The sequence below is a fragment of the Mesorhizobium sp. M1B.F.Ca.ET.045.04.1.1 genome, from assembly GCF_003952465.1.
GTDB lineage: Bacteria > Pseudomonadota > Alphaproteobacteria > Rhizobiales > Rhizobiaceae > Mesorhizobium > Mesorhizobium shonense.
On sequence record NZ_CP034448.1, the window covers coordinates 2,797,881 to 2,820,304 of the forward strand.

20 protein-coding genes and 1 pseudogene are annotated in these 22,424 nt (G+C 62.7%); 15 read left to right on the plus strand and 6 right to left on the minus strand.

All coding sequences use genetic code 11. From position 1 onward, the window contains the following. Window positions 1-319 precede the first annotated feature (319 nt). From EJ071_RS13490 to EJ071_RS13510, 5 genes are read right to left on the minus strand one after another with little or no spacing between them, the layout of a single operon-like run. A complete protein-coding gene (locus EJ071_RS13490) occupies window positions 320-1,624 on the minus strand; it encodes an FAD-dependent oxidoreductase (RefSeq protein WP_126098309.1) in 1,305 nt (434 codons plus the stop codon). Next, entirely contained in the window at window positions 1,621-2,604 is a 984-nt protein-coding gene (locus tag EJ071_RS13495) for a branched-chain amino acid ABC transporter permease (RefSeq protein ID WP_189521458.1), read from the minus strand. The genes EJ071_RS13490 and EJ071_RS13495 overlap by 4 nt, the downstream gene beginning before the upstream one ends. Next, window positions 2,601-3,509, minus strand: coding sequence for a branched-chain amino acid ABC transporter permease (locus EJ071_RS13500; protein ID WP_126098310.1), 909 nt, complete (start codon window positions 3,507-3,509; stop codon window positions 2,601-2,603). Before EJ071_RS13500 ends, EJ071_RS13495 begins: the two co-directional genes overlap by 4 nt. Next, window positions 3,506-4,273 (minus strand): ABC transporter ATP-binding protein, encoded by a 768-nt coding sequence (locus EJ071_RS13505; protein WP_126098311.1) that lies wholly within the window; start codon window positions 4,271-4,273, stop codon window positions 3,506-3,508. The genes EJ071_RS13500 and EJ071_RS13505 overlap by 4 nt, the downstream gene beginning before the upstream one ends. Further along, window positions 4,270-5,070: an ABC transporter ATP-binding protein gene (locus EJ071_RS13510; protein ID WP_126102569.1), complete on the minus strand. Its 801-nt coding sequence runs from the start codon at window positions 5,068-5,070 to the stop codon at window positions 4,270-4,272. Before EJ071_RS13510 ends, EJ071_RS13505 begins: the two co-directional genes overlap by 4 nt. Window positions 5,071-5,224: 154 nt before the next feature. On the opposite strand from EJ071_RS13510, the gene EJ071_RS13515 reads away from it, so the two are divergent. The 7 genes from EJ071_RS13515 to EJ071_RS13545 all read left to right on the plus strand — a co-directional run bounded on the left by EJ071_RS13515 (window position 5,225) and on the right by EJ071_RS13545 (window position 11,281). Then, window positions 5,225-5,953, plus strand: a complete 729-nt coding sequence (locus EJ071_RS13515; RefSeq protein WP_126098312.1) for a GntR family transcriptional regulator — start codon at window positions 5,225-5,227, stop codon at window positions 5,951-5,953. A gap of 1 nt (window position 5,954) precedes the next feature. Beyond that, window positions 5,955-6,443: a DUF3830 family protein gene (locus EJ071_RS13520; protein ID WP_126098313.1), complete on the plus strand. Its 489-nt coding sequence runs from the start codon at window positions 5,955-5,957 to the stop codon at window positions 6,441-6,443. Next, window positions 6,444-6,803, plus strand: a complete 360-nt coding sequence (locus tag EJ071_RS13525) for a TIGR04076 family protein (RefSeq protein ID WP_126098314.1) — start codon at window positions 6,444-6,446, stop codon at window positions 6,801-6,803. After that, the gene (locus EJ071_RS13530) at window positions 6,800-7,855 is read left to right on the plus strand and encodes an aldo/keto reductase (RefSeq protein ID WP_126098315.1); all 1,056 of its coding nucleotides are present in this window, start codon (window positions 6,800-6,802) and stop codon (window positions 7,853-7,855) included. The genes EJ071_RS13525 and EJ071_RS13530 overlap by 4 nt, the downstream gene beginning before the upstream one ends. Window positions 7,856-7,863: 8 nt before the next feature. After that, window positions 7,864-8,286, plus strand: a complete 423-nt coding sequence (locus EJ071_RS13535) for a DUF4440 domain-containing protein (protein WP_126098316.1) — start codon at window positions 7,864-7,866, stop codon at window positions 8,284-8,286. Window positions 8,287-8,333: 47 nt separating this feature from the next. Beyond that, window positions 8,334-9,596 carry an ABC transporter substrate-binding protein gene (locus tag EJ071_RS13540; protein ID WP_126098317.1) on the plus strand — a complete coding sequence of 421 codons (1,263 nt, stop codon included), beginning with the start codon at window positions 8,334-8,336 and terminating at the stop codon, window positions 9,594-9,596. Between the two features lie 527 nt (window positions 9,597-10,123). After that, window positions 10,124-11,281, plus strand: a complete 1,158-nt coding sequence (locus EJ071_RS13545) for a sulfite oxidase (RefSeq protein WP_126098318.1) — start codon at window positions 10,124-10,126, stop codon at window positions 11,279-11,281. 814 nt (window positions 11,282-12,095) lie between these two features. Here the strand turns inward: EJ071_RS13545 and EJ071_RS13550 are convergent. After that, window positions 12,096-13,202 carry an ABC transporter ATP-binding protein gene (locus EJ071_RS13550; protein WP_126098319.1) on the minus strand — a complete coding sequence of 369 codons (1,107 nt, stop codon included), beginning with the start codon at window positions 13,200-13,202 and terminating at the stop codon, window positions 12,096-12,098. Between the two features lie 343 nt (window positions 13,203-13,545). Here EJ071_RS13550 and EJ071_RS13555 point away from each other — a divergent pair, with 343 nt between their 5' ends. The 8 genes and pseudogenes from EJ071_RS13555 (at window position 13,546) to EJ071_RS13590 (ending at window position 22,400) form a co-directional block, all read left to right on the plus strand. Continuing rightward, window positions 13,546-15,189 carry an extracellular solute-binding protein gene (locus EJ071_RS13555; protein WP_126098320.1) on the plus strand — a complete coding sequence of 548 codons (1,644 nt, stop codon included), beginning with the start codon at window positions 13,546-13,548 and terminating at the stop codon, window positions 15,187-15,189. Between the two features lie 136 nt (window positions 15,190-15,325). Next, window positions 15,326-16,210, plus strand: a complete 885-nt coding sequence (locus EJ071_RS13560; protein WP_126098321.1) for a sugar ABC transporter permease — start codon at window positions 15,326-15,328, stop codon at window positions 16,208-16,210. A 17-nt stretch (window positions 16,211-16,227) separates the two neighbouring features. Further along, window positions 16,228-17,064, plus strand: a complete 837-nt coding sequence (locus tag EJ071_RS13565; protein WP_126098322.1) for a carbohydrate ABC transporter permease — start codon at window positions 16,228-16,230, stop codon at window positions 17,062-17,064. 430 nt (window positions 17,065-17,494) lie between these two features. Then, window positions 17,495-18,517: a LacI family DNA-binding transcriptional regulator gene (locus tag EJ071_RS13570; RefSeq protein ID WP_126098323.1), complete on the plus strand. Its 1,023-nt coding sequence runs from the start codon at window positions 17,495-17,497 to the stop codon at window positions 18,515-18,517. A gap of 39 nt (window positions 18,518-18,556) precedes the next feature. Beyond that, window positions 18,557-19,516 (plus strand): substrate-binding domain-containing protein, encoded by a 960-nt coding sequence (locus EJ071_RS13575; RefSeq protein WP_126098324.1) that lies wholly within the window; start codon window positions 18,557-18,559, stop codon window positions 19,514-19,516. Then, on the plus strand, window positions 19,485-20,324 hold the full coding sequence (locus EJ071_RS13580; protein ID WP_126098325.1) for an ATP-binding cassette domain-containing protein: 840 nt from the start codon (window positions 19,485-19,487) through the stop codon (window positions 20,322-20,324). Before EJ071_RS13575 ends, EJ071_RS13580 begins: the two co-directional genes overlap by 32 nt. After that, window positions 20,321-21,334, plus strand: coding sequence for an ABC transporter permease (locus EJ071_RS13585; protein WP_126098326.1), 1,014 nt, complete (start codon window positions 20,321-20,323; stop codon window positions 21,332-21,334). Before EJ071_RS13580 ends, EJ071_RS13585 begins: the two co-directional genes overlap by 4 nt. Next, window positions 21,331-22,400, plus strand: a pseudogene (locus EJ071_RS13590) (phosphotriesterase-related protein). Before EJ071_RS13585 ends, EJ071_RS13590 begins: the two are co-directional and overlap by 4 nt. Window positions 22,401-22,424 lie beyond the last annotated feature (24 nt).

The window sequence follows — 22,424 nt, forward strand, 5'->3', positions numbered from 1 at the left end:
CGACGGAACTCCTTGTTGCCGAGTGTGCCATCGCTACATGCATTCCGGTCCGCAGAGGGGCGTCCCCGCTCCTGGTGAAGTCGCTCTGAAGCCACGCCAACGATCGCCCGGCGACGCGCGCCGGCTGGCCAGCATGGATAGCCGCCGGAGTAACGTCCGGCCTGCGGATCAGCGTCCCTGGACGGAAAGGAGCGCGCGAGCTCTCGGAACGGCGTAGAGGCACACATCTCGGCCGTAAAGTTCCGTTCGTGGCCGCCCGAAATCTAGCGGCCGCGTACCTAGGAAATTGGAACCTCGGCTTTTTGATCCAACACCAACCTCAAGGCGTCCGTTCCAGCCTATCGCGCAGAATGCTCCATGCGAGCAAGATGTTCGGCGCATAGCGGACCACGCTGTGGAACGAGATCGGCGATGGCGGAGCGAAGGGAAGCGGCAAGTCGCCGGCATTCATTCCCCCGGCCCAATCGGCGAGCGCCTTGCCCATGGCCGTGGTCATGGCGATGCCACGGCCGTTGCAGGCAAAGCCCGCGATCAGCCCCGGACCGAGATCTACGAGGCGCGGCAGAAAATCAGGCTCGACGGCCGCCATGCCGGACCAGGAATATTGCAGCGGCGGGATATCCGGCAGCTCGAGATGTGTGGCGAGCCGCCTCCAGATCGCTTGCGGCACTCGCGTATCGGCGCCCGCGCCGACAACATGCATGCCGCCGCTGATCAGCCTGTTTTCGCTGTCGAAGCGAAAGGTCAAAAGGTTGCGTCTGGTGTCGCCGACACCTTGTCCGCCAGGCAGCAGCCTGCTGCGTATGCCGCGCGGCAGCGGCGCCGTCGCGATCTGAAATACCCTGAGCGGGAAGTAAGTTTGACCGAGAGCCGGATTGAGCTGCCCGCCATAAGCGTTGGTGGCAATCAGCACCTTTTCCGCCCGCACCGATCCCGACGGCGTCTTCAACGCCCAGCCTTGCGCAGTCCGGTCGATTGCCGTGACGCGGCTGTGCTCGAATATGCGGGCGCCAGCCTTTTCGGCGGCGGTCGCCAAGCCACGGGCGTAGGCGACCGGATCGAGGACGCCGCCGGAACGATCCATCCAGCCGCCGAGATAGCCGCGTACGCCTGTAAGCTCCTGGACAGAACGGCTGCCGAGCGTGACAGCGGGCCTGCCGCGCGCAGCCCATTGACCGACGCGGGATTTCACCTTTTCCAGAGCCGCCGCTGAATGCGCCGGCTGGATCCAGCCGTTCTGCACCGCGTCGCAATTGATCCGGTGCCGCTTGATGAGGTCGAATACCAGGTCGGCGCTGCCGCCGGCGAAGTCGATCAGCCGCTCGCCGCGCTCCGGCCCGAGATGCGCGATGATGGCGGACGGATCCATCTTGGCGAAATTGGGCACGACGAAGCCGGCATTGCGGCCCGTTGCCCCCCAGGCGATGATCTCGGCTTCGAGCACAGCGACCGAGATGCCTCTCTCGGCTGCATGAAGCGCGGTCGAGAGGCCGGCGAAGCCGCCGCCGACGATCGCGAGGTCGACATCGATCCGGCCTTCGATCGGCGGCCGGTCACGGCGATCGCGAGCAAGGGCGTGCCAAAGGGAGAGGTTTTGCGAATCCTTTAAGGCCGTCCGGCTCATGGGCCGCCGCTGCTCTCAGGCGCGGCGGGGCTCGGAGCCTTGGCGGTCCGGAGGCGTCGCGGCCTGTCGCCGAACAGGCCGCTCGGCCTGACCAGCAGGATGACGCACAGCATCACGCCGATGGCGACGATCTGCAGGGCGGCTGCCCGCGCCTGCTGCTGCGCCGAGAACAGCACGCTGGTGAGCGCGCCGGAGCCGGCCCATATCGCCCAGACCAGCACGCTGCCGGCGACGGCACCTAAGTTGCTGCCGGAGCCGCCGAGAATCAGCATGACCCAGACCTGGAATGTCAGGATCGGCAGGTAGTTGTCGGGCGCGATGAAGCCGATGAAATGCGCCTGCAGCGCGCCGGCAAGCGCCATGATGGCGCCGCCCACCGCGAATGCCTGCACGCGGTAGAAGCGCGCGCTCTTACCGAGCGAAATCGCAGCACGCTCATCCTCGCGCAGCGCCTTCAGGACGCGGCCCCACGGGCTGCGGGAGAGATGTTCGAGCGCGACGTATGCGGCGAGCGTCACCATCGAGACGATGGCAAGGTTAGACAGGTTGAAGAGCAGCGGCGTTTCGGCCAAGCCCCCAAACGGGCGCGGAATGAAGCCAATACCGAAAGGGCCTCCGGTCAGCTTCTGGGCATTGAGCGCGACCAGTTGCACGACCACCGCGACGCCAAAGGTGGTGATCGCCAGATAATCCGATCTCAGCCGCAGCGTGGCGATGCCGGTCAGTGCCGCGGCAAGCCCGCCGACGACCATCGCGCCCAGCCAGCCGACGAGGATCGGTAGCTCGAAACCGCCAAGCCGCGCGGGATCGGCCGACGTGGTGAGCAGCGCCGAGGTGTAGGCGCCAATCGCGACAAAGCCGGCGAGCCCTACATTGAACAGGCCGGTCAGTCCCCATTGCAGGTTCAGCCCCAGCGTGATCAGCGAAAAGATCAACGCCGTGGTCAGGAAGAAGGCGCCGTAGCCGACGAGATCGATCATCTTTCGCGAACCCCGAAGAGGCCGATGGGCCGCACGAACAGCACTGCCATCAGGATGATGAAGGAAACTGCCGCGCGCCATTCGGCGCCTATCAGTTGCACAGCGCCGGCCTCGGCCAAGCCGATGATCAGTCCGCCGAGCACGGCGCCCGGCACGCTGCCTATGCCGCCCAGGATGGCGGCGGCAAACATCGGCAGCAGCATGTCGAAGCCCATGAAGGGTCGGATCTGGATGAGGATGCCGATCATGACGCCGGCCACGCAGGCCAGTCCGGCGCCGATGATCCAGGTGACACGCACGACCTTGGCGACGTCGATACCGACGACGCGGGCGAGCGCCGCGTTCTGGCTGAGCGCCTGCATGGTGCGGCCTGTCTGCGTGCGCGTGATCAGGAGATGGACGCCGGTCACCAGGAGGGCGGTCAGCAGGAGCAGGGCGATCTGGTCCGGGGTGATGCGGATGCCGAGTCCGACCGGCATGGCGATCTGTATGGCCCGGCTGAAATAGGTCGGCCGAGACGTGAACGTGAATTCGAGCAGGCTTCTCAGCGCCATCGAGGCGCCGAAGCTCGCCATCACCACGATGATCGCTTGGCCCTGCTTGCGCAGCCGGGAAAACAGCACCAGGTCGAGCAGCAGCGCGAGCAGCGCCGTGAACGCCATGCCGATGACGAGCGCGACGATGAGCGGCCAGCCGAAGGAGAGCGAGCCGATCGGCGCGAGCTTGCCGAACATCGCGCCGATGGCGCCGACGACCGCGAGCGTCGCGTAAGAGCCCCAGGCCATGAAGTCGCCATGCGCAAAGTTCGAGAAGCGAAGGATCGAATAGGTCAGCGTCACACCGATGGCGCCGAGGCCGATCATCGAGCCGGTCAGCAGCCCGTCGACGATGAATTGCAGGCTCATGCGGCGCTCCCCTTGCCGGAGGGTATGGCCTTGGCGTCGCTCTTCGGGCGCTGGCCAAGGTAGAGCTCCGCGACCACCGGATCGTTCCACAGTTCAGCGGCCACGCCTTCATGCCGGTCCTTGCCTTCGACCAGCACATAAGCGCGGTCGCCTATGGCAAGCGCCGCCTTGGCATTTTGTTCGACCAGAAGGATTGTGACGCCGGACTTGCGGATGGCGCAGAGCATCTCGAACACCAAGGCGACGAATTTTGGCGACAGGCCCGCCGACGGCTCGTCGAGCACCAGCACCTTCGGACGCACGATCAGCGCCCGCGCCACCGCCAGCATCTGCCGCTGTCCGCCAGACAGGTTCCCGGCGGCCGCCCTTCGCTGCCGCTCGAGATCGGGGAATGCGGCGTACATCTGCGCGATGCGCGCCGGGATTTCGCGTGGCTTCAGGATGCCGCAAGCGACTTTCAGATTGTCTTCCACCGACATCAGCGGAAAGACGTTCTCGGTCTGCGGCACGAAGGCGAGCCCGAGGCGGACCATGGTATGGGCGGGTGCCGAAGTGATGTCCTTGCCGTCGAGCAGCACGGTGCCGCGGCTGATCGGGACAAGGCCGGCAACCGCCTTGATCAGGCTCGACTTGCCGGCACCGTTCGGCCCGAGAACGACGACGATCTCGCCCTTGTTGACTGTGATCGAGGCGCCGCGCACGATCGGCACGCCGGGCTCGTATCCGGCTTCGAGATCGCGGACGGCAAGCACGGTCTCGCTCATGCCGCGCCTCCGAGATAGGCCTCGATAACGCGCGGGTCGCGCGCCACCTTGTCGGCGGTGCCTTCGCACAGGAGCTCGCCGCTCGCCATGACCAGCACGCGATGGCAGAGCCGCGTCACCATGTCGATATTGTGCTCGATCAGCAGGAAGGTGATGCCGCTGCTGTTGATGTCGCGGATGCGGTCGATGATCACTTCGAGCAGTGTGGCGTTGACGCCGGCCGCCGGCTCGTCAAGCAGGATGATTGCCGGATCGGCCATCATCACGCGGGCAAGCTCGAGGAGCTTGCGCTGCCCTCCGGAAAGCACGCGAGCCGGCTCATTCGCCAGTCGGGTCAGCGAGACAAGTTCGAGAAGCTCGGCGGCTTTCCTTGCGGCGGCCCTTTCCTCGGCGGCGACACGCCAAGGCATGACGAAGTTGGCGAGCAGCCGCTCCCCGGTCTGTCCCTGCGCGGCGAGCATGACGTTTTCGATCAGCGTCAGGTTGGGCAGGGGCCGGGGGATCTGGAACGTGCGACCGAGGCCGCGGCCGATACGGCGATGAGCAGGTTCACCGGAGACCGGCACGCCGCCGAGATAGATTTCGCCGCTGGAGGGCAGGATGCTGCCGGCGAGCAGGTCGAACATTGTCGTCTTGCCGGCCCCGTTGGGGCCGATCAGGCCGAGGATCTCGCCGGGATGAACCTCGAAAGAGACGTTGTTGACGGCAACGAGCCCGCCAAACCGCCTGACGACGTTCTTCGCCGCCAGCACCGGCGCCTGGGGCTGCGCCCCATGCCACTTCGCCGTCTCTCCCATCATTTCCTCAGGCCGGAAACGCGCTTCCCTGATTTGATATGTGATCACACTTGCTTTGATCACGCTATTCGGCTTTAATTTTGTCTGCAAGCCGAAAACGGGCCAGCCCGCCAAAAAGGGCCCCGCCAAAAAAAGGGCTGGAGTCGGGAACGCCATGCAAAAGGCAGCCTTGGAGCGCAACAACGAGGCTCTCGCCGCGCAACTCGCGCCGGTCGGCCGCGAGACCGTGCAGGACCGCGTCTATTCGGAGCTGCGCAGGGCGTTGATCGGCGGCCTCTTCGAGCCGAGCCAAGTGCTCACTATCCGCGGCCTTGCCGATGCGCTGGTCACGTCCACGATGCCCGTGCGCGAGGCGCTCGGCCGGCTCATCACCGAAAAGGCGCTGGAGGCGCTCCCCAACCGCTCGGTGCGCGTGCCGCCGATCACGCTGGAGCGCATCGATGATCTGCTGCGCGCCCGCATCCTCATCGAGGGCGAGGCGATTTCGCTCGCCGCCTCCCGTATGGGACCCCGCCAGATCGCGACCGTCGAGGCCCTGCTGCGCGAGTGGGACGAGATCCGTGCGCTGAAGCACAAGAAGGATGTCGACCGGGAGGTGACGCTCAATCAGAGCTTTCATTTCGAGATCTACCGTGCCTGCGGCTCGGCAGTGCTGATCCCGATGATCGAAAGCCTCTGGCTGCAGTCAGGACCATGCATCCGCGTCGCCATCTACGCCTTTTCCGAAGCCGGCGAGGTGGACACCGCACATTATCACCGCAGCATCGTGGCGGCGCTTGCGGCTCAGGACGCGCAGGCCGCGCGCGAGGCGCTGGTGGCCGACATCAGCCGCCCCTTCGCCTTCCTGCGCGACAAGCTGCAATCCAGGACCAGAACGGAGTGACATGACAAGACGGGCCATAAAGATCACCGAGCCGCGTTCCGGCCTATCGGCAACAGCGCTTCTGCTGCCGGAGAAGGCGCCCGACAACGCGGCCTTCCTGTGGGCTTATCTGGAGGAGCCGCGCGTCGTCGCCGGTATCCATGCCATGTGGACTGGCCCTGAAATTTCCTGCCCGGTTCCGCCGTCGCATTTGGAGAACCAGGCCTATGCTCAGCCTTTGCCGGCGGAGAATGCGACGCTGACGCCGCAACCCGGCGACATCGTGCTTTCCTACGTGCCGCCGCGCATGTGGAGCGGCAACCCGAACGCGATCTTCGACATCGGCCTGTTCTACGGGCAGGGCGCGCGACTTTTGTTTCCGATCGGATGGCTTGCCGGGAGTGTAGTCGCCCAAGTGCTGCCCGAGCAGCGGGAACAGATTGCGGCGGCCTGCGGCGTCATTCGCCGCAACGGCGCCTGCGACGTAACCTTCACACGGGCGGAGGCTTGAATGGCTAAGCGCGACGACAGTTTCGAACTCTTCGACCTCCGCGTCGAGGCCGTCATCCCCGAAGGCAAGCCGATCTACTGCGGCGCCAAGCCAGGCGACTATTTCGAACTCAGGGGCGAAATGCTGTCCATGCCGGCGGGGCGGGGTTTCTCAATCTACTCCATCGCTGCCGTTCTGCCCTTGCTCGCGGCAAAGCAGCGGCCGACGCACCCGAACGACTGGATGACGTCGGATGCGGAGATCGCTTGCCCCGATCCCAACTGTGCAAGCCGGCTAAGGATCGTAAGGACGGGCAAGCGGCGCTTCAGCCACGCCGAGACCACGGCCGTGCCGCTGACGCCCGACAGCGAGGACAAATGATGGCAAAAACGTTCGAGCTCGGCTCCGGCTACACGATCTCGCGCGTCATCCGCGGCGGCTGGCAGCTTGCCGGCGGGCATGGCGCGATCGACCGGCAGCAGGCGGTGACCGACCTGATCGCCACCTTCGACGCCGGCATCTTCACTTATGACTGCGCCGACATCTACACCGGCGTGGAGGAACTGATCGGCGCCGCCCGGCTGCGGCTTGCCAACGAACGCGGCCTCGACGTCGCCGCCCGGATGAAGGTGCACACCAAGCTGGTGCCCGACCTTGAGCGGCTCGCCAGCATCAGCCGCGATTACATCAGGAGCATCGTCGATCAGTCGCTGCGGCGGCTGAAAACGGAACGGCTCGATCTCGTGCAATTCCATTGGTGGGACTATTCGCAGCCCCGCTACATCGACGCGATGGGCTGGCTGAACGAGATGCGCGCCGAGGGCAAGGTGCGCAATGTCGGCACGACCAATTTCGACACACAACGCCTGTCCGAAATCCTGTCAGCCGGCGTGCCCGTGGTCAGCCAGCAGCTGCAATATTCCGTCCTCGACCAGCGTCCGGCGAAGAGCCTTGCAGGTCTCGCTGCGGTGAACGGTGTCAGCTTCCTTTGCTACGGTTCGGTGGCGGGCGGATTTCTCAGCGAGAAATGGCTGGGTGCCGCCGAACCATCGATGCCGCTCGAAAACCGCTCACTGGTCAAGTACAAGCTGATCATTGACGATTTCGGCGGCTGGGATCTGTTCCAGCATCTGCTGGGAACGTTGAAAGCGGCAGGCGACCGCCACAGCGTCGACATCGCCACCATTGCCAGCGCGTGGGTACTGGGGCAGCCACAGGTGGCCGCCGTCATCGTCGGTGCCCGCAACCAGGCGCATGCGCTCGCCAACGCCCGCATCATGGAGATCGCGCTGTCCGCGCAGGACCGGGCGGCGATCGGAGCAGTGATCGCCGCGAGTTCTGGGCTCGAAGGCGATGTCTATACACTTGAGCGTGACCGCCACGGCCGCCACGGCTCGATCATGCACTACAATCTGAACGCTGGCGGGAAGTGAGCCCGGACATGGACGCTTCGCTCCTTTCCCGCGCCAGCGCCGAGGTGGTCGATCTGCATCGCTTCTTCGTCGACTGGTTCGACAGGCGGCGCTGCGACAGAGCGGATTTCAGCCGCTTTGAAAGTGTGATGGGCGAGGGCTTCTCCATGGTCGTGCCTAGCGGCCAACTGCTCGATCGCGAAGCGGTGCTCGAGCACGTCAAGGCGAGCCGCGCGACTTTCAACGGCGACTTCGCCATTTCGATCGAGGACATCCGGCCCGGATGGGGGACGGGCGACTTGGTTGTCCTCACCTATGTCGAGGCGCAGCAGCGCGCCGGCAAGCAGAGCCGAAGGCGTTCGAGCGCCGTCTTCACTACCAATTCATCGGCACCGAACGGCGTCGAATGGCGACATCTGCATGAAACCTGGCTGCAGATGCCACAAGACTGAACAGGCAAAGTATGAAGTCGAGCAACGAAAGGGGAACAGCAATGACAATGACAATGAAATTATTCCAGATCGGCACCGCGCTCGGTCTGCTGATGGCTGCCAGCCCGGCGCATGCGGCCAACTGCAAGATCACCGTGGGCCTGGTGATGGAACTGACGGGTCCGGCAGGCGAATACGGCCAGGCCGGCGCGAAGTCGGTCGAGATGGCGTTCCGCGACATCAACGATGCAGGCGGCGTCCGCGGCTGCGATCTCGCGACCGACACGCGCGACAGCCAGAGCCAGGGCAACATCGCGGTCGACGCCGCGACCCAGCTCGTGCAGGTCAAGAAAGTGCCGGCCATCATCGGCGGCATCATCTCGTCGGTGTCGATCCCGATCCTGACCTCGGTCACCGCGCCGGCCAAGGTCGTCCAGGTGTCGCCCGCCTCGTCCTCGCCGACGCTGACGGCGCTGGGGCGCGAAGGCAAGACCAACGGCTTCTTCTTCCGCACCATCACCTCGGATGCGCTGCAGGGTGTCGCGGCCGCCAAATACGCCATCGACAAGGGCTTCAAGAAGCTGTCGGTCATCCATGTCAACAACGACTTCGGCGTCAACATGGTGGCCGAATTCTCGCGTGCCTATAAGGCGCTGGGCGGCACCATCGTTTCCGACACGCCCTACAATGAGAAACAGTCGAGCTACGCGTCGGAAGTCACGGCGGCCATGGCCGGCGAGCCGGACGGGCTTTATCTCGTCAGCACGCCCGTCGACGGCGCCACCATCGCCCGCACCTGGGTTTCGCAGGGCGGCGTGCAGAAGTTCCTGCTCAATGACGGCATGAACAGCCCCGACTTCATCGATTCCGTCGGCGCGGACTATCTGAAGGATGCCTACGGTACGTCCTCCGGCACCAGCCCGACCGCTTCGACCGATTATTTCAACAAGAACTATAAGGCCTTCTCCGGCATCGAGCCGTCGAATCCGGCGGCCGACCGCTCCTACGATGCCGGCGCCATCGTCGGGCTTGCCATCGCCATTGCCGGCTCGGAGGAGCCAGCCAAGATCAGGGATGCGATCTACAAAGCGGTCGATCCGGCCGGCACGCCGATCCATGCCGGCAAGGAGGAGTTCGCCAAGGCGCTCGGCCTGATCAAGGAGGGCAAGCCGATCCGCTACGAGGGCGTGATCGGCCCGGTGTCCTTCGACAAATACGGCGACATCACCGGCCCGTTCCGACTTTGGAAGATCGTCGACGGCAAGGTGACCACCGACGGCGAGATGACGACGGACGACGTTAACGCCCTGCAGGCGAAGCTGAACAAATGAAGTGTTCGACGCCCAGAACTGGACCCCGGATCGCTGATCCGGGATCCAGCGACCGCGGATAAGTAAGCCAGTATACCTTGCGTTTCTGGGGTTGTCTGACGTCAGAATTTGAGTGCCCAAATGCGACGTTCGGCGCCCTTGGTAAGAAAGACCGTTTAGCGCCCATTTTCTGAAAGCTGAGATCGGTGTTGACGGTCCATGCCGCGCACAAGATCCGACTCACCAATTGTAGGCGGCATTCGATTTGGAACACGATGAGATATCAAGCCCGATGCGAAGGATGTGAGCCCGTGCCCTCGCCAGGAGGGCAGATAGGGCATATAGTTAACGATATCCGGCTCGGACCTGACGAGCCGGCGATTTGAGAGGGGAGACGTCGCTTTAACTGCGGCGCGGTTCTAACTCCGGTTGTTTCACGCGCTCTCACAATTGCCCGCCACGGCCTGCCTGTGCTTTGCGTGATCCCGGTCGCTATTGCATTTATCACTTGAAGGAGAACTGAGCTTTTCACTGGAGGAGAAGTCATCATGCATTACCTTCCCAGACGTGAATTCATCGTTCAAGGGGGGGCAGCCCTCGTAGCGCTGGCGTCCTTTCAATCGCGGATAGCGTATGCCTTTCCAACCCGTGCCGGCGAGGAAGTCATCAAATGGCTCGATCAGCTGCCGCCGAACCCGGTTCCGGAAGTCATCAAAAATCAGCTGGTGTGGGAGGATCTCGATTCCTGGGTGACGCCCAACGACAAGTTCTTTTCAATCGCGCATTTCAACCGGCCGGTCATCGACGGAAGCACGTGGAAGCTCGAAATCGGCGGCTCCGTCAAAAAGCCGACAGCCCTGACGCTCGCCGACATCAAGGCTCGACCGCGCCAGGAAGTCACGTTCACGGTCGAATGTTCGGGCAATACGGGCCTCCCGTTTTTCAATGGCGGAATTGGCAATGCTCGGTGGGCGGGTACGCCGCTCGCCCCGATCCTCAAGGAGGTCGGAGTCCTCGATAGTGGTATCGAGGTTGTATTCTGGGGCACCGATGAAGGAGAAATCAAGCGAGCCGACGACGTCAAGTTCATGCAGAACTTTGCGCGCAGCATGTCGCTCGCCGACGCCATGGAGCCCAAAAACATCCTCTGCTACGAGATGAACGGGTCTCCCTTGCCTCCTGATAACGGCTTCCCGCTGCGGCTGATAGCGCCGGGTTGGTACGGGGTCGCGAACGTGAAATGGCTCAAGCGAATTGACGTGAGAGACCAGCGCTTCGAGAACCGGTTCATGGGGCGCGATTACGTCACACTGCGCGAGGAGGAGCGCAACGGAGAGACGGTATGGGTGGAAACCTCTGTCGGGCGGGCGCGCCTGAAGTCTGCGCCGGCCCGGGTCACTCATATCGGCGATGACTACCGGATAGTCGGAGCGGCTTGGGGTGCGCCCATCGACCGGGTCGAGGTGAAGATCGACAACGGGCCATGGATGCCGGCAGCCATCGACGAAACCGACAAGGCGGACTTCGCTTGGAAGATGTGGTCCGTCGACTGGCCCAAGCCGTCCGTCGGGGAGCACACGGTCACCTCGCGTGCGGTTAGTACTGGAGGGCAGGTCCAACCCGCAATGGACGATCCCATCATCGCCAAGAAGCATACCTACTGGGAAAGTAACGGTCAGGTCACGCGACGTATCGACATTCACTGACTGGCGGAAAGTCGCATCAAACTGTCTGAGATCGATGTGACCCCATGTTTTTGGCATGGGGTCATACCAAGTTCCGATTAGTCTAGGGCCTGCCTGAAGCTGGCTGCCGCATCCTGTTTGCTCAAGACGAGTCAGTATCGCCTCTATTGCACATGACTCTCCAACCTTGCTGATCGCATTGGCGGCTCCTGCGAAACAAAGGGGTTCCGATCCCGTCAGCACATGGGTAGTCTGGTCGTGATCGGTTTCGGTAAGGCATTCCGTCCCGACAGTAGCGCATGAAGAAGAAGCTTGTCCCAAAGGACCCGGTGATGGCGCCGGAAGACCGCATCATCCCGGACATCATCGGGTGAGCTGGCCCACCCGACCAAACGTTTCTTGACCATGGGCTCGGATGCCGATTTCACCGCTCGAAGCGGTCTGGCAAAGGTGCAAGTTCATAGATCGACCAGAAGAACAGATCGGCCTTGTGCCGTCGGAGGCGGTGATGGTGTCCTTGGCGATGTCGAAGCCGAGGCACAGCTGCGGTTGGTGATACAAGGAGGCCATGCTGGTGGTATACTTAAAGGGCTTCCGATTGTTTGCGGGCGTGGGGCGAGCCAGCGGCCAGCGCCGAAGCCCATATCGCCGTCCTTGGCGTCGGCGATAATGAAATCGGCCGGCGTCCAGTGTCCCGCACGGATGTGGGCGAGCTTGATGTCCAGGGTCTTCTCGGCTCGGGCATTGGTCGTCTTCTCCTTGGACGGCTATCGCCAATGAAAAGGCCTGGCGGCGGCCGGCGAGCCTCGGGCGCGAGTGAAGTTCCTTCGATCGTTCAGGCAGGGAGGCCGCAGAGCAGGCGGTCCGCCTCCTTGTCGAACAGATAGACATGCTCCGGCCGGAAGATCAGGTGGACGCCAGCGCCTGCGCGCCATGGAATCTTTTCGCTGATAAGCACGCTGATGTGCTGCTGCGAGGAAAGCTTCGTGCGAACCAGGATCGTGTGGCCGAGCGGTTCGACCGTATCGACGGTCGCTTCGAGGCTGTAAAGTCCGTCGCTCGCAGGATGATCGGAAAGTGCGACATGTTCCGGACGGACGCCGAGAAGAATGTTGGCAGAGCCCGACTCCCGCAGCGCCGCCGACAGGCGGCCGGAAAGCTCGAGTTCCACATCCTGCACCTCGAGCGTGAGCGTGCTGCCATTAGCCCGCGCGGCGAGGAAATTCATCGGCGGGCTGCCGATGAAGCCAGCCACGTAGGAATTGGTCGGCCTTTCATAGAGCTCCATCGGGGTTCCGACCTGCTGCAACCTGCCGCTGCGCATGACGACGACACGGTCGCCCATGCTCAGAGCTTCGACCTGGTCGTGGGTGACATAGAATGTGGTGATGCCGAGGCGCTCCTGCAGCTTGATGATCTCGGCGCGCATCTCCATGCGCAAGGCGGCATCCAGGTTGGACAGAGGCTCATCCATCAGGAAGACGCGCGGCTCCCGCATGATGGCGCGCCCCAGCGCAACGCGCTGGCGCTGGCCGCCGGAAAGCTCACGCGGGCGGCGAGAAAGAAGCTCCTCTATGTCGAGCATGCGCACGACATTCTTCACCCGCGCCTCGATTTCCGCCTTTGGCGTTTTCCTGAGCTGAAGGCCGAAGGCGAGGTTGGAGTACACGTTGAGATGCGGAAAGAGTGCATAGTTCTGGAACACCATGGCGACGTCGCGGTCGCGCGGAAGCGCGTTCGTCACGTCCTTGTCGTCGAACAGAACCTGTCCCTCGCTAACGGTCTCAAGACCGGCGATCATGCGCATGATCGAGGTCTTGCCGCAGCCCGAAGGCCCGACGAGAGCGATGAATTCACCGTCCGAGGTGACAAGCGAGAAGTCTTCGACGGCCGTGATGTTGCCGAAGCTCTTGGAGACGTGTCTGACTTCCACTCTTGCCATCGTTCCCCGTGTGCCTCCTACAAGGAGCCGCGGCCCGCAAAGCACATCAGAAACCGGCTATGCTGAGATTGATACACATCGTCGTCGCCTGTGTCCATGAAGACATCAGGCCGCAGGTGGAGTTGCGGCCTGCGGTTTCCATTGACCGTGTCCTGAAGGGGGGACTAAACTGAATGATCAAAAGTTGCGCCCCGGTCGCATACGTTTTGACCCCCGGAGCTCGTCGATCGCAGATCGGAGGTCTTGGCCAACACTTCATTTCCGCTTTGCTTGCAGGGAGAAATTCGCGATCCGTTCCGGATGGCGGGCTTGATGCCGCAAGGCAAAGCAAAAGGAGGAGAAAATGCCGAATGGAGGAAACGTCGGGAAGTTCGAATATCTCGTACATCAATATCTGAAGGGAAGGATCGGCCGACGGGACTTCATCCTGGGCGGATTGCAGCTTGGCCTTTCCTTCACGGTTTTGGCAAAGCTCGCTGGGCCGGCCCGGGCGGCCAATCTCATGGATTCAGCGCCGGCAGCGCCCTATGAATCACCGGTCACCAAGGAGCGCGTCGATTTCCTGAAGACCAAACCCTTCAAAGGGACCACCATCAATGTCATGGTTCTGAAGGCGACGGTCGGCGATGGGCTAAAATATCACGTGCCGCACTGGGAAGAGGAGACCGGGGGCAAGATCAACGTCGCCGAGGTGCCGATCGAGACGCTTCACCAGCAGATTTTCTCCGACCTTGCGAGCGGTCTTGGTCGTTACGATGCCTATATGACGGGCGCATGGTTCTATGGTGACTTCTTCGTTCCCGAAACTCCTTACATCGTCGAGATCGACAAGTTCCTGAGCGATCCACGCTATCCCAATTGGGATCCCAACCAGTGGCTGCCATCCATGCGTAAGCTCTACGAATGGAACGGCAAGCTCTACGGCGTTCTGTTCGACTGCGACGCGCAGGCCCTGTACTTCCGCAAGGACATCTTCTCCGACGAGAAGAACAAGGCGAAGTTCAAGGACAAATATGGCTACGCCCTGGCCAACCCGCCGAAGACGACGAAGGAACTGCATGACGCCGCCGCCTTCTTCACCGGATGGGACTGGAACGGCGACGGCAGCGCGGATTATGGCCTTGCGCTGCATGCCAAGGTCAATGAACAGGGCTTCTTCCACTTCCTGTCGCTGTCGGCGCCTTACGTGGTCTCGCCCGACAACAAATATTATTTCTTCAACCCGAAGGACATGAAGCCGCTCATCAACTCCGAGGGGCATCTGAGGGCGCTCGAGGACTATGTGAAGCTCGCCGCTGCCGGTCCTCGCGAAGAGATAAGCTGGACGCTCGGACAAGGCTGGAACCTGTTCCTCGCCGGCCATTCGGCGATGGAACCGACCTGGGGCGACCTGCCGACCCTCGCCCAGGACCCGAAGACGTCGAAGGTCCAAGGCAAGATGGGGGCGGCCGGGATTCCCGGCACGACCGACGCGTTTAATCCGATCACCGGCGAATGGAAGAAATACGAGCTCAACCAGGTCGGCAACACCAATGGGGGCTCGTGGCATTGCGTGATTTCAAGCAATTCCAAGAAGCAGGAGGCGACCTATGATTTCCTCGCCTTCATGGCCAACAAGAAGAATGCCTTCTTCAACGCTGCGAACGGCTGGACCGGCGTGCAACCTGGCATGAAATTCGAGTATCTGCCGCCCGTCGGCAGCGCCAGCATCGACGAGTTCAAGGCGCAAGGCTGGAATGCCGACGACGTGAAGGAATATCTGACGGGCTATTATTCTGTCCTAAGCGCGCCGGTGCAGGAAGAGTATCTGCGCATTCCCGGCACGGCCGAATATTGGCACGAACTCGACGTCAACGTCTCCGCCGTCCTCGGCGGCCAGATGCAGCCGAAGGCCGCGCTCGATGCCACGGCAGCGGCCTGGGAGAAGATCACCGACCGCTATGGACGCGACAAGCAGAAGGCGCTCTACCAGGCCTCGTTCGCGTGATTGACGGCGCTGGAAGCCGTTCCAGGGTTCCGGCGCCGATCAGAATGGTTCCACTGCTGCGGCGCCGCTCCGTCTGTCATTCCTGGATGCGGCGCTGCGGAGCAACCGCCACTGCGCAGAGTCCAAGGAGCGTATCATGGCAGCATTGTCTGCGAGGCCACGCGAATATGGCGCGGTCTTTAAATATGTCCTGCTCCTCCCTGCCGTGCTCTGGGTCATCGCCTTCACATTCTTCCCGCTCCTTTTCGTCATCCGTTACAGTTTCGCCAATTATGTGCTTGGCATGGGCATCACGGGCTACGTTGGGTTCAGCAATTATGTCGACGTGCTCACATCCGCCCGTTTCTGGCACGCCATCATGGTCACAGCGATCTACGTAGCGGTTTCGGTCCCGGTCGAGGTCGTGCTCGGCTTCCTTGCGGCATGGCTGGTCAATCTCGGCGCACCTTGGTCTCGCGGTTTCCGCACCGTAATCGGAATCCCTCTTTTCACGATGGAAGTCGCCATCGGCTATCTCGGCGTGACGTTATTCAGTTCCCAAGGCGGTATCGTTCCGGTCGTTCTCGGGCTTAGTGGGATCGAGGTGCCGTGGTTGTCGACCGCATCAGGCGGGATCGCAGCGGCGATCCTCCTCGACATCTGGCGTTGGACGTCGTTCGTCTTCGTCATCGTGCTTGCCGGTCTCGCCGGAATCTCGAGCGATCTCTATGACGCGGCGATCCTCGACGCGAAAAGTCATTGGCAGGTGATGTGGCGGCTTGGCGTGCCACTTGCCTGGCCGGTGACAACCATCGCTATTCTGCTTCGCACGATCGAATGCCTGAAGGTGTTCGCGATCCCCTATGCGCTGACCACCGGCGGACCGGGAACGAGCACTGAGGTCTTCAGTGCAATGGACTATCTGACCACGGTTCAGTTTTTCAATTTCGGTCAGGGTTCGGCGATGGGCATCGCTTTCCTCATCATGGTGGCCGCGCTCATCACCGTTTTCTTCAAGCAGATGCGCAAGCGGCTCGGCTGACACGGAGGCATGAGAAGATGATCAACATTCTGTGGCTGCGGGCCGGACCCCTTTCCAAGCTGGTCGTCTACGTGCTGCTGATGCTCGCCGCCGTCATCACGCTGCTGCCCTTCCTGTGGGCGTTCATCAACTCGATCAAGACAAGCACGGCGACCTTCGAGCCCGGCGCCTTCATTCCTTTCCTCACCTTCCAGCCAACGCTCGATTCCTGGCGCAACGTCCTTTCCGATCCGCAGGCCATCAACGCCTTCGTCAGCAGTGTCGTTGTCAGCGTCGGAACCACCGCCTTCGCGCTCGTTCTCGGCGTACCGGCCGCCTATGCGCTCGCCCGCTTCCGTTTCCCGATCGGTTCGGGCGACATTGCGCTGTGGTTCCTGTCCCAGCGCGTCCTGCCGCCCGCCGTGGTGCTCGTGCCGTTCTATCTCCTGATGGTCTATCTCAGGCTGATCGATACCTGGACGGGGTTGATCTTTTGCTATTCCACCTTCAACCTCGCCTTTGCCGTCGTCATCATGCGCGACATATTCCGCGACGTGAGCACGGAGATCGAGGACGCGGCGAAGGTCGAGGGCGCAACACCATGGCAGATTTTCTGGAAGATCTCGCTGCCGCTTTCCCTTGACGGCCTGGTGGTGACCGCAGTCCTTGTCTTCGCCTTCACCTGGAACGAGGCGCTGTTTGCCTCTGCGCTCACCTCGCAGAGCGCGACGACCTTCTCGGCGCTGGTGCTTGCCTCGCGCTCGACGCGCGGCGTCGACTTCAATGTCGCGGCAGTCAACACGCTGATCGGCATCGTTCCACCAGTCATCCTCTATTTCTTCGTGCAACGCTATCTGGCGCGCGGCCTGGGCTGACGGGCAGGTCCCGATCTAGCCTAGTGTCCGTCCATAAACCGCTGTTTTTGCGAGTGTTCAAGGTCGTTTGATCGGCGCACTGATCCTGGGGTTCGAGTGGGACCCATGTCGAAGATTCGCTCTTCAGCTTTCGGCGACACCATGTGAACGGACTTTGTGGCTCTGCCCGGCCAAAAAACTCGGGTCGGTCGGCTGGCAAATTGGGAACGCCCCAGACCCCTCGCTGGGTTAAATACCCCACACCTGCGCCCTGGCGGCATTGAGCGGCAAGAGATTCGTGACGGTTCTGCTGGCGATACTGCCCTTGGGGAACGACGTGTCCGGGCCACCATTCGGGGATCAACCGCAAGGCTTGACAAAGTTTGCCTCTCAATGGATGGTAAAGCGGTTTACTAAAGCGCTTTACAAGATGCTGTAGCAAGGGAACAGCATGAGCGACAGAACCGCCAGCCTGAAGGACGTCGCCGGGGCAGCCGGCGTTTCCGTGGCGACTGTCTCGCGCCTGCTCAATGGCTCGCTCTCTCTTCCCGAAGAGACCCGCAAGCGCATTGAGGACGCAATCCGCGACCTCAACTACAGGCCCAACCCGCATGCGCGTCGCCTCAGCCGCGGCCGCTCGGACACGATCGGCCTGGTCGTGCCCGACATCGCCAATCCGTTCTTCGCCACCTTCGTTGCCGCGGTCGAGGCGGAAGCCGACAGCCGCAACCTTGCCGTCTCGCTCTTTGCCACGCTCAACCGAACCGGCCGCGAGGTAGCCTATCTGGAGCTGATCGAGCGCAAGCATGTGGACGGGCTGATCTTCGTTACCAACCATGCCGACGACGGCCAGCTCGCAACTCACATCAACCAGGTCGGCAAGGTCGTCATCGCCGACGAGGATGTACCGGGTGCGGATGTGCCGAAACTGTTCTGCGATAATGAACAGGGCGGTTACCTCGCTGGTCGCCACCTCGCCGCGCACGGGCATCGCGAAGTGCTGTTCGTTGGCAGCGAGCAGGAGATGATCAGCGGCCGTCGTCGCTTCGACGGCTTGCGCCGCGCGCTGCGCGAGCATTGGGGCGAGGACATCGTGCCGGCAAGCTATCGTGGAAACTACACGGTCGAGTTCGGCCGCGAGGCCGCCCGCCGCTTCATCGCCAATGGCATGCCGGGCACCGCGATCTTCGCCACATCGGACGAGATCACCATCGGCATGATCGAGGTCTTCCGGGCGGAGGGCATCTCGGTTCCCGGCAACGTCTCCATTGTTGGGTTCGACGACGTCGCGCCCTTCCACCTGTTCGCGCCGTCGGTGACAGCCGTGCGCCAGCCTGTGCGGGACATCGGCAGACGGTCGCTGGCGCTGCTTCTCGAAACGAATTGGCAGGATCTCGCGTCACCGGCGCCGCAGGAACTGATGCCAGTCGAGATCGTGGTGCGGGAATCCGTTGCCTCGCCCGCGAAACGTTAAGCCGGCAATGGAAGAAAACTTCACAGAGGAGAAACGAATATGACCTTGACCACAACCCGCAGAACCTTCGCTGCAGCTCTCGGCTTCACCGCACTCGGCATCTTTGCCGGCGCGGTTTCGCCTGCCGTCGCGCAAGACCAGAAGACCTACGCGCTGGTGCAGATCAACCAGCAGGCCCTGTTCTTCAACCAGATCAACCAAGGCGCACAGAAGGCTGCGGACGCCGCCGGCGCCAAGCTGGTAATCTTCAACGCCAACAACGACGCCGCCGCCCAAAACAGCGCCATCGAGACTTACATTCAGCAGAAGGTGAACGGCCTGATCGTCGTGGCCATCGACGTCAACGGCATCATGGCGGCGGTCAACCAGGCGGCGGACGCCAAGATCCCGGTGGTGGCGATCGACGCCATCCTGCCCAAGGGTCCGCAGAAGGCGCAGATCGGTGTCGACAACGCCAAGGCCGGTGCCGACATGGGCGCGCATTTCCTCGACTACGTTAAGGCCAACATGGGCGGCAAGGCCAAGATCGGCATCGTCGGAGCCCTCAACTCCTACATCCAGAACGTGCGCCAGAAGGGCTTCGAGGACGCCATCAAGGGCAAGGACGGCATCGAGACGATAGCTGTGGTCGATGGCCAGAACGTGCAGGACACCGCGCTTGCCGCCGCCGAAAATCTGATCACCGGCAATCCCGACATGAACGCGATTTACGCCACCGGCGAGCCGGCGCTGCTGGGTGCCATCGCTGCCGTGGAGAGCCAGGGCAAGCAGGACCAGATCAAGATCTTCGGCTGGGACCTGACCGCGCAGGCGATCTCGGGCATCGACAAGGGCTACGTCACGGCCGTCGTTCAGCAGGATCCTGCCGGCATGGGCGAGGCCGCGGTAAAAGCGCTCGACACCATTACCAGGGGCGGCAGCGTGGACAAGAACGTCGCAGTGCCGGTGACCATCGTCACCAAGGACAATGTCGAGCCGTACCGGGCAGTCTTCAAATGACCGAGCACCAGGCCGCAATGTCTGCCGTCGCCGGGGGGACTTCCCCCGGCCTGCCGGCGGGCCCGCCGACGGCGCGGCGCCACGCGTTTCACTGCGCGGCATCGTCAAGACCTTCGGCTCGCACCAGGCGCTCCGCGGCGTCGATCTCGACATCTATCCGGGTGAGTGTCTCGGTCTTGTCGGCGACAACGCCGCGGGCAAGTCGACGCTGACCAAGATCATATCCGGCACCTACATTCCCGATGGCGGTACCATCACCATCGAAGGTCGGCCGGTGGTGCTCTCCGGCCCGGCAGACGCGCGTTCCCGCAACATCGAGATGGTGTTTCAGGACCTTTCCCTGTGCGATCATATCGACGTGATAGGCAATCTCTTCCTTGGGCGAGAGCGCACCAAGGGGCCATTCCTCGATCACCAGGCCATGCTCGAAGGCGCACGCCACATGCTGGAGGCTCTTGAGATCCGCATTCCCCGCCTCACCGCCAAGGTGGAGAAGCTGTCTGGCGGCCAGCGGCAGGCCATCGCCATCGCCCGCGCCGCAGCCTTCAACCCGAAGGTACTGATCATGGACGAGCCCACCTCGGCGCTCGCCGTGGCGGAAGTCGAAGCAGTGCTGGCACTGATCAAGCGCGTCAAGGCGCGCGGCGTTTCGGTTATCCTCATCACCCATCGCCTTCAGGACCTGTTTCGCGTCTGCGACCGCATCGCCGTCATGTACGAAGGCACCAAGGTTGCCGAGCGCCGGATCGGTGAAACGGACCTCGAAGACATCGTCAAGCTCATCGTCGGAGAAGGCGCACACCAATGACCGTCTACACCGAAAGGGCGAAAGGCTCGCCATGGGCCGACTTCCTGGCTGAGAACGCTCAGATACTCTCCATCGCGATCTTCTTCTTCGCATGCATCGCCTTCTTTGCCGTCGGCACGAACACCTTCCTCACCGTTGGCAACATTCTGAACATCCTGCGACAGGCGGCCCCCATACTGATCGTCGCCGTGGCGATGACCTTCGTCATCATCACAGCTGGTATTGACCTGTCAGTCGGCTCGCAGGTGGCGCTGGTCAACGCGCTGGCTGCCATCCTGATGGCTGCAGGCCTACCATGGCCTGCCACCGTTCTGGCCATGCTGGCCCTCGGCGTGCTGACGGGGCTTGGGCAAGGCTGGTTCGTGGCCTATCAGGACGTGCCAGCCTTTATCGTCACGCTCGCTGGCCTTTCCATCCTGCGCGGGCTGGCACTTTACCTCACCCAGGGCTATTCGATCCCGATTGAGAACGCTGCAGGCTTCCTCATGCTGGGCCGCGGTGAAATCGTCGGTATCCCAGTTCCCGCGCTCATCGCTGTGGTCGTGGCCGTCGTCGGCTATGTCACGATCCGCTCGACCCGCTACGGGCGGCAGGTGGTGGCGGTCGGCTCCAATATGGAGGCGGCGCGTCGCGTCGGCATGCCGGCGCGCTGGGTCATCGCCTCGGTCTACATGATCTCGGGCATTTCCTGCGCCGTCGCCGGCCTGCTTATCGCCGCTCGTCTTGGCTCGGGTTCGTCCAACGCGGCCGTCGGCTTCGAACTGCAAGTGATCGCAGCCGTTGTCCTTGGCGGCACCTCGCTGATGGGCGGGCGCGGGACCATCCTCGGTACCCTGCTCGGCACGCTCACCATCGCCGTGATAGGCAATGGCCTTATCCTCATGCACATTTCGCCCTTCTTCACCCAGATCGTCACCGGCGCCATCATCCTGATCGCCATCTGGCTGAACACCCGCATCTTCAATGCCAAGTTCCGGCTGCCGAGCAGAGCGGGAGGCAAAGCGAAATGACGGCCACCCCGCTCTCCGAGGCGCATGTGCGCTCGGGCAAGGTGATGACGGTGGCCGGGCCGGTCGCCGCCGCCGACCTTGGCATGACGCTCATGCACGAGCATGTGCTGAACGATTGTTTGTGCTGGTGGCACAGGCCGAAGGAGCCTGAGCGGCAATATCTGGCTGGCGGCTTCGTGTGCATGGAGATCCTGTCGGAGCTGCGCCAGGACCCCTTCGTCAACCGCCACAACATCACTCTGGACGATGAGGCGCTGGCGGTGAAGGAACTGAAGCAGTTCGCAGCCGTCGGCGGGCGCACCCTGGTCGAGCCTACCTGCCAGGGCATCGGCCGCGATCCGCTGGCCATGCGCCGAATTTCGGCGGCGAGCGGGCTCAATATCGTCATGGGCGCCGGCTACTATCTCGCATCCTCCCACCCGGCCAAGGTGGCGTCGATGTCAGCCGACGACATCGCCGCCGAGATCGTGCGCGAGGCAGTGGACGGCGTTGAGGGCACCGGGGTAAGGATCGGGCTGATCGGCGAGATCGGCGTTTCCGCCGACTTCACAAAAAGCGAAGAGAAGTCCCTGCGCGGAGCCGCCCGCGCCCAGCAGCTGACGGGGCTGCCGCTGATGGTGCATCTGCCCGGCTGGTTCCGTTTCGGCCATAAGGTGCTCGACATCGTTGAGGAGGAGGGGCGGAGCTGCGCCACACGGTGCTGTGCCACATGAACCCCTCGCACGACGATTTCGCCTATCAATTGTCGTTGGCCGCTCGCGGCGCCTTCATCGAATATGACATGGTCGGCATGGACTTCTTCTATGCCGACCAGCAGGTGCAGTGCCCGAGCGACGACGAGGCGGCGCGTGGCATCGTGCGCTTGATCGACGCCGGTTATCTGGATCGCATCCTGATCTCGCACGACGTGTTCCTGAAGATGATGCTCACTCATTATGGCGGCAACGGATATGCCTACGTGCCGAAGCACTTCCTGCCGCGCCTGGGGCGACATGGCGTGCCGGAGGCCGCGCTCACGCGGCTGATGCATGACAATCCGCGCTTGGTCTTCGACGCGACGGTCTGACGTTGGAAGGCCCCAATTTCCCAT

What these genes read in the sequence shown, in the direction of transcription:
- EJ071_RS13495 (WP_189521458.1), bottom strand. Translation starts at nt 2,604, where the DNA reads ATGATCGATCTCGTCGGCTACGGCGCCTTCTTCCTGACCACGGCGTTG.
- EJ071_RS13500 (WP_126098310.1), bottom strand. Translation starts at nt 3,509, where the DNA reads ATGAGCCTGCAATTCATCGTCGACGGGCTGCTGACCGGCTCGATGATC.
- EJ071_RS13545 (WP_126098318.1), top strand. Translation starts at nt 10,124, where the DNA reads ATGCATTACCTTCCCAGACGTGAATTCATCGTTCAAGGGGGGGCAGCC.
- EJ071_RS13530 (WP_126098315.1), top strand. Translation starts at nt 6,800, where the DNA reads ATGATGGCAAAAACGTTCGAGCTCGGCTCCGGCTACACGATCTCGCGC.
- EJ071_RS13565 (WP_126098322.1), top strand. Translation starts at nt 16,228, where the DNA reads ATGATCAACATTCTGTGGCTGCGGGCCGGACCCCTTTCCAAGCTGGTC.
- EJ071_RS13550 (WP_126098319.1), bottom strand. Translation starts at nt 13,202, where the DNA reads ATGGCAAGAGTGGAAGTCAGACACGTCTCCAAGAGCTTCGGCAACATC.
- EJ071_RS13505 (WP_126098311.1), bottom strand. Translation starts at nt 4,273, where the DNA reads ATGAGCGAGACCGTGCTTGCCGTCCGCGATCTCGAAGCCGGATACGAG.
- EJ071_RS13515 (WP_126098312.1), top strand. Translation starts at nt 5,225, where the DNA reads ATGCAAAAGGCAGCCTTGGAGCGCAACAACGAGGCTCTCGCCGCGCAA.
- EJ071_RS13560 (WP_126098321.1), top strand. Translation starts at nt 15,326, where the DNA reads ATGGCAGCATTGTCTGCGAGGCCACGCGAATATGGCGCGGTCTTTAAA.
- EJ071_RS13555 (WP_126098320.1), top strand. Translation starts at nt 13,546, where the DNA reads ATGCCGAATGGAGGAAACGTCGGGAAGTTCGAATATCTCGTACATCAA.
- EJ071_RS13520 (WP_126098313.1), top strand. Translation starts at nt 5,955, where the DNA reads ATGACAAGACGGGCCATAAAGATCACCGAGCCGCGTTCCGGCCTATCG.
- EJ071_RS13535 (WP_126098316.1), top strand. Translation starts at nt 7,864, where the DNA reads ATGGACGCTTCGCTCCTTTCCCGCGCCAGCGCCGAGGTGGTCGATCTG.
- EJ071_RS13575 (WP_126098324.1), top strand. Translation starts at nt 18,557, where the DNA reads ATGACCTTGACCACAACCCGCAGAACCTTCGCTGCAGCTCTCGGCTTC.
- EJ071_RS13490 (WP_126098309.1), bottom strand. Translation starts at nt 1,624, where the DNA reads ATGAGCCGGACGGCCTTAAAGGATTCGCAAAACCTCTCCCTTTGGCAC.
- EJ071_RS13585 (WP_126098326.1), top strand. Translation starts at nt 20,321, where the DNA reads ATGACCGTCTACACCGAAAGGGCGAAAGGCTCGCCATGGGCCGACTTC.
- EJ071_RS13540 (WP_126098317.1), top strand. Translation starts at nt 8,334, where the DNA reads ATGACAATGAAATTATTCCAGATCGGCACCGCGCTCGGTCTGCTGATG.
- EJ071_RS13510 (WP_126102569.1), bottom strand. Translation starts at nt 5,070, where the DNA reads ATGGGAGAGACGGCGAAGTGGCATGGGGCGCAGCCCCAGGCGCCGGTG.
- EJ071_RS13525 (WP_126098314.1), top strand. Translation starts at nt 6,444, where the DNA reads ATGGCTAAGCGCGACGACAGTTTCGAACTCTTCGACCTCCGCGTCGAG.
- EJ071_RS13580 (WP_126098325.1), top strand. Translation starts at nt 19,485, where the DNA reads ATGTCGAGCCGTACCGGGCAGTCTTCAAATGACCGAGCACCAGGCCGC.
- EJ071_RS13570 (WP_126098323.1), top strand. Translation starts at nt 17,495, where the DNA reads ATGAGCGACAGAACCGCCAGCCTGAAGGACGTCGCCGGGGCAGCCGGC.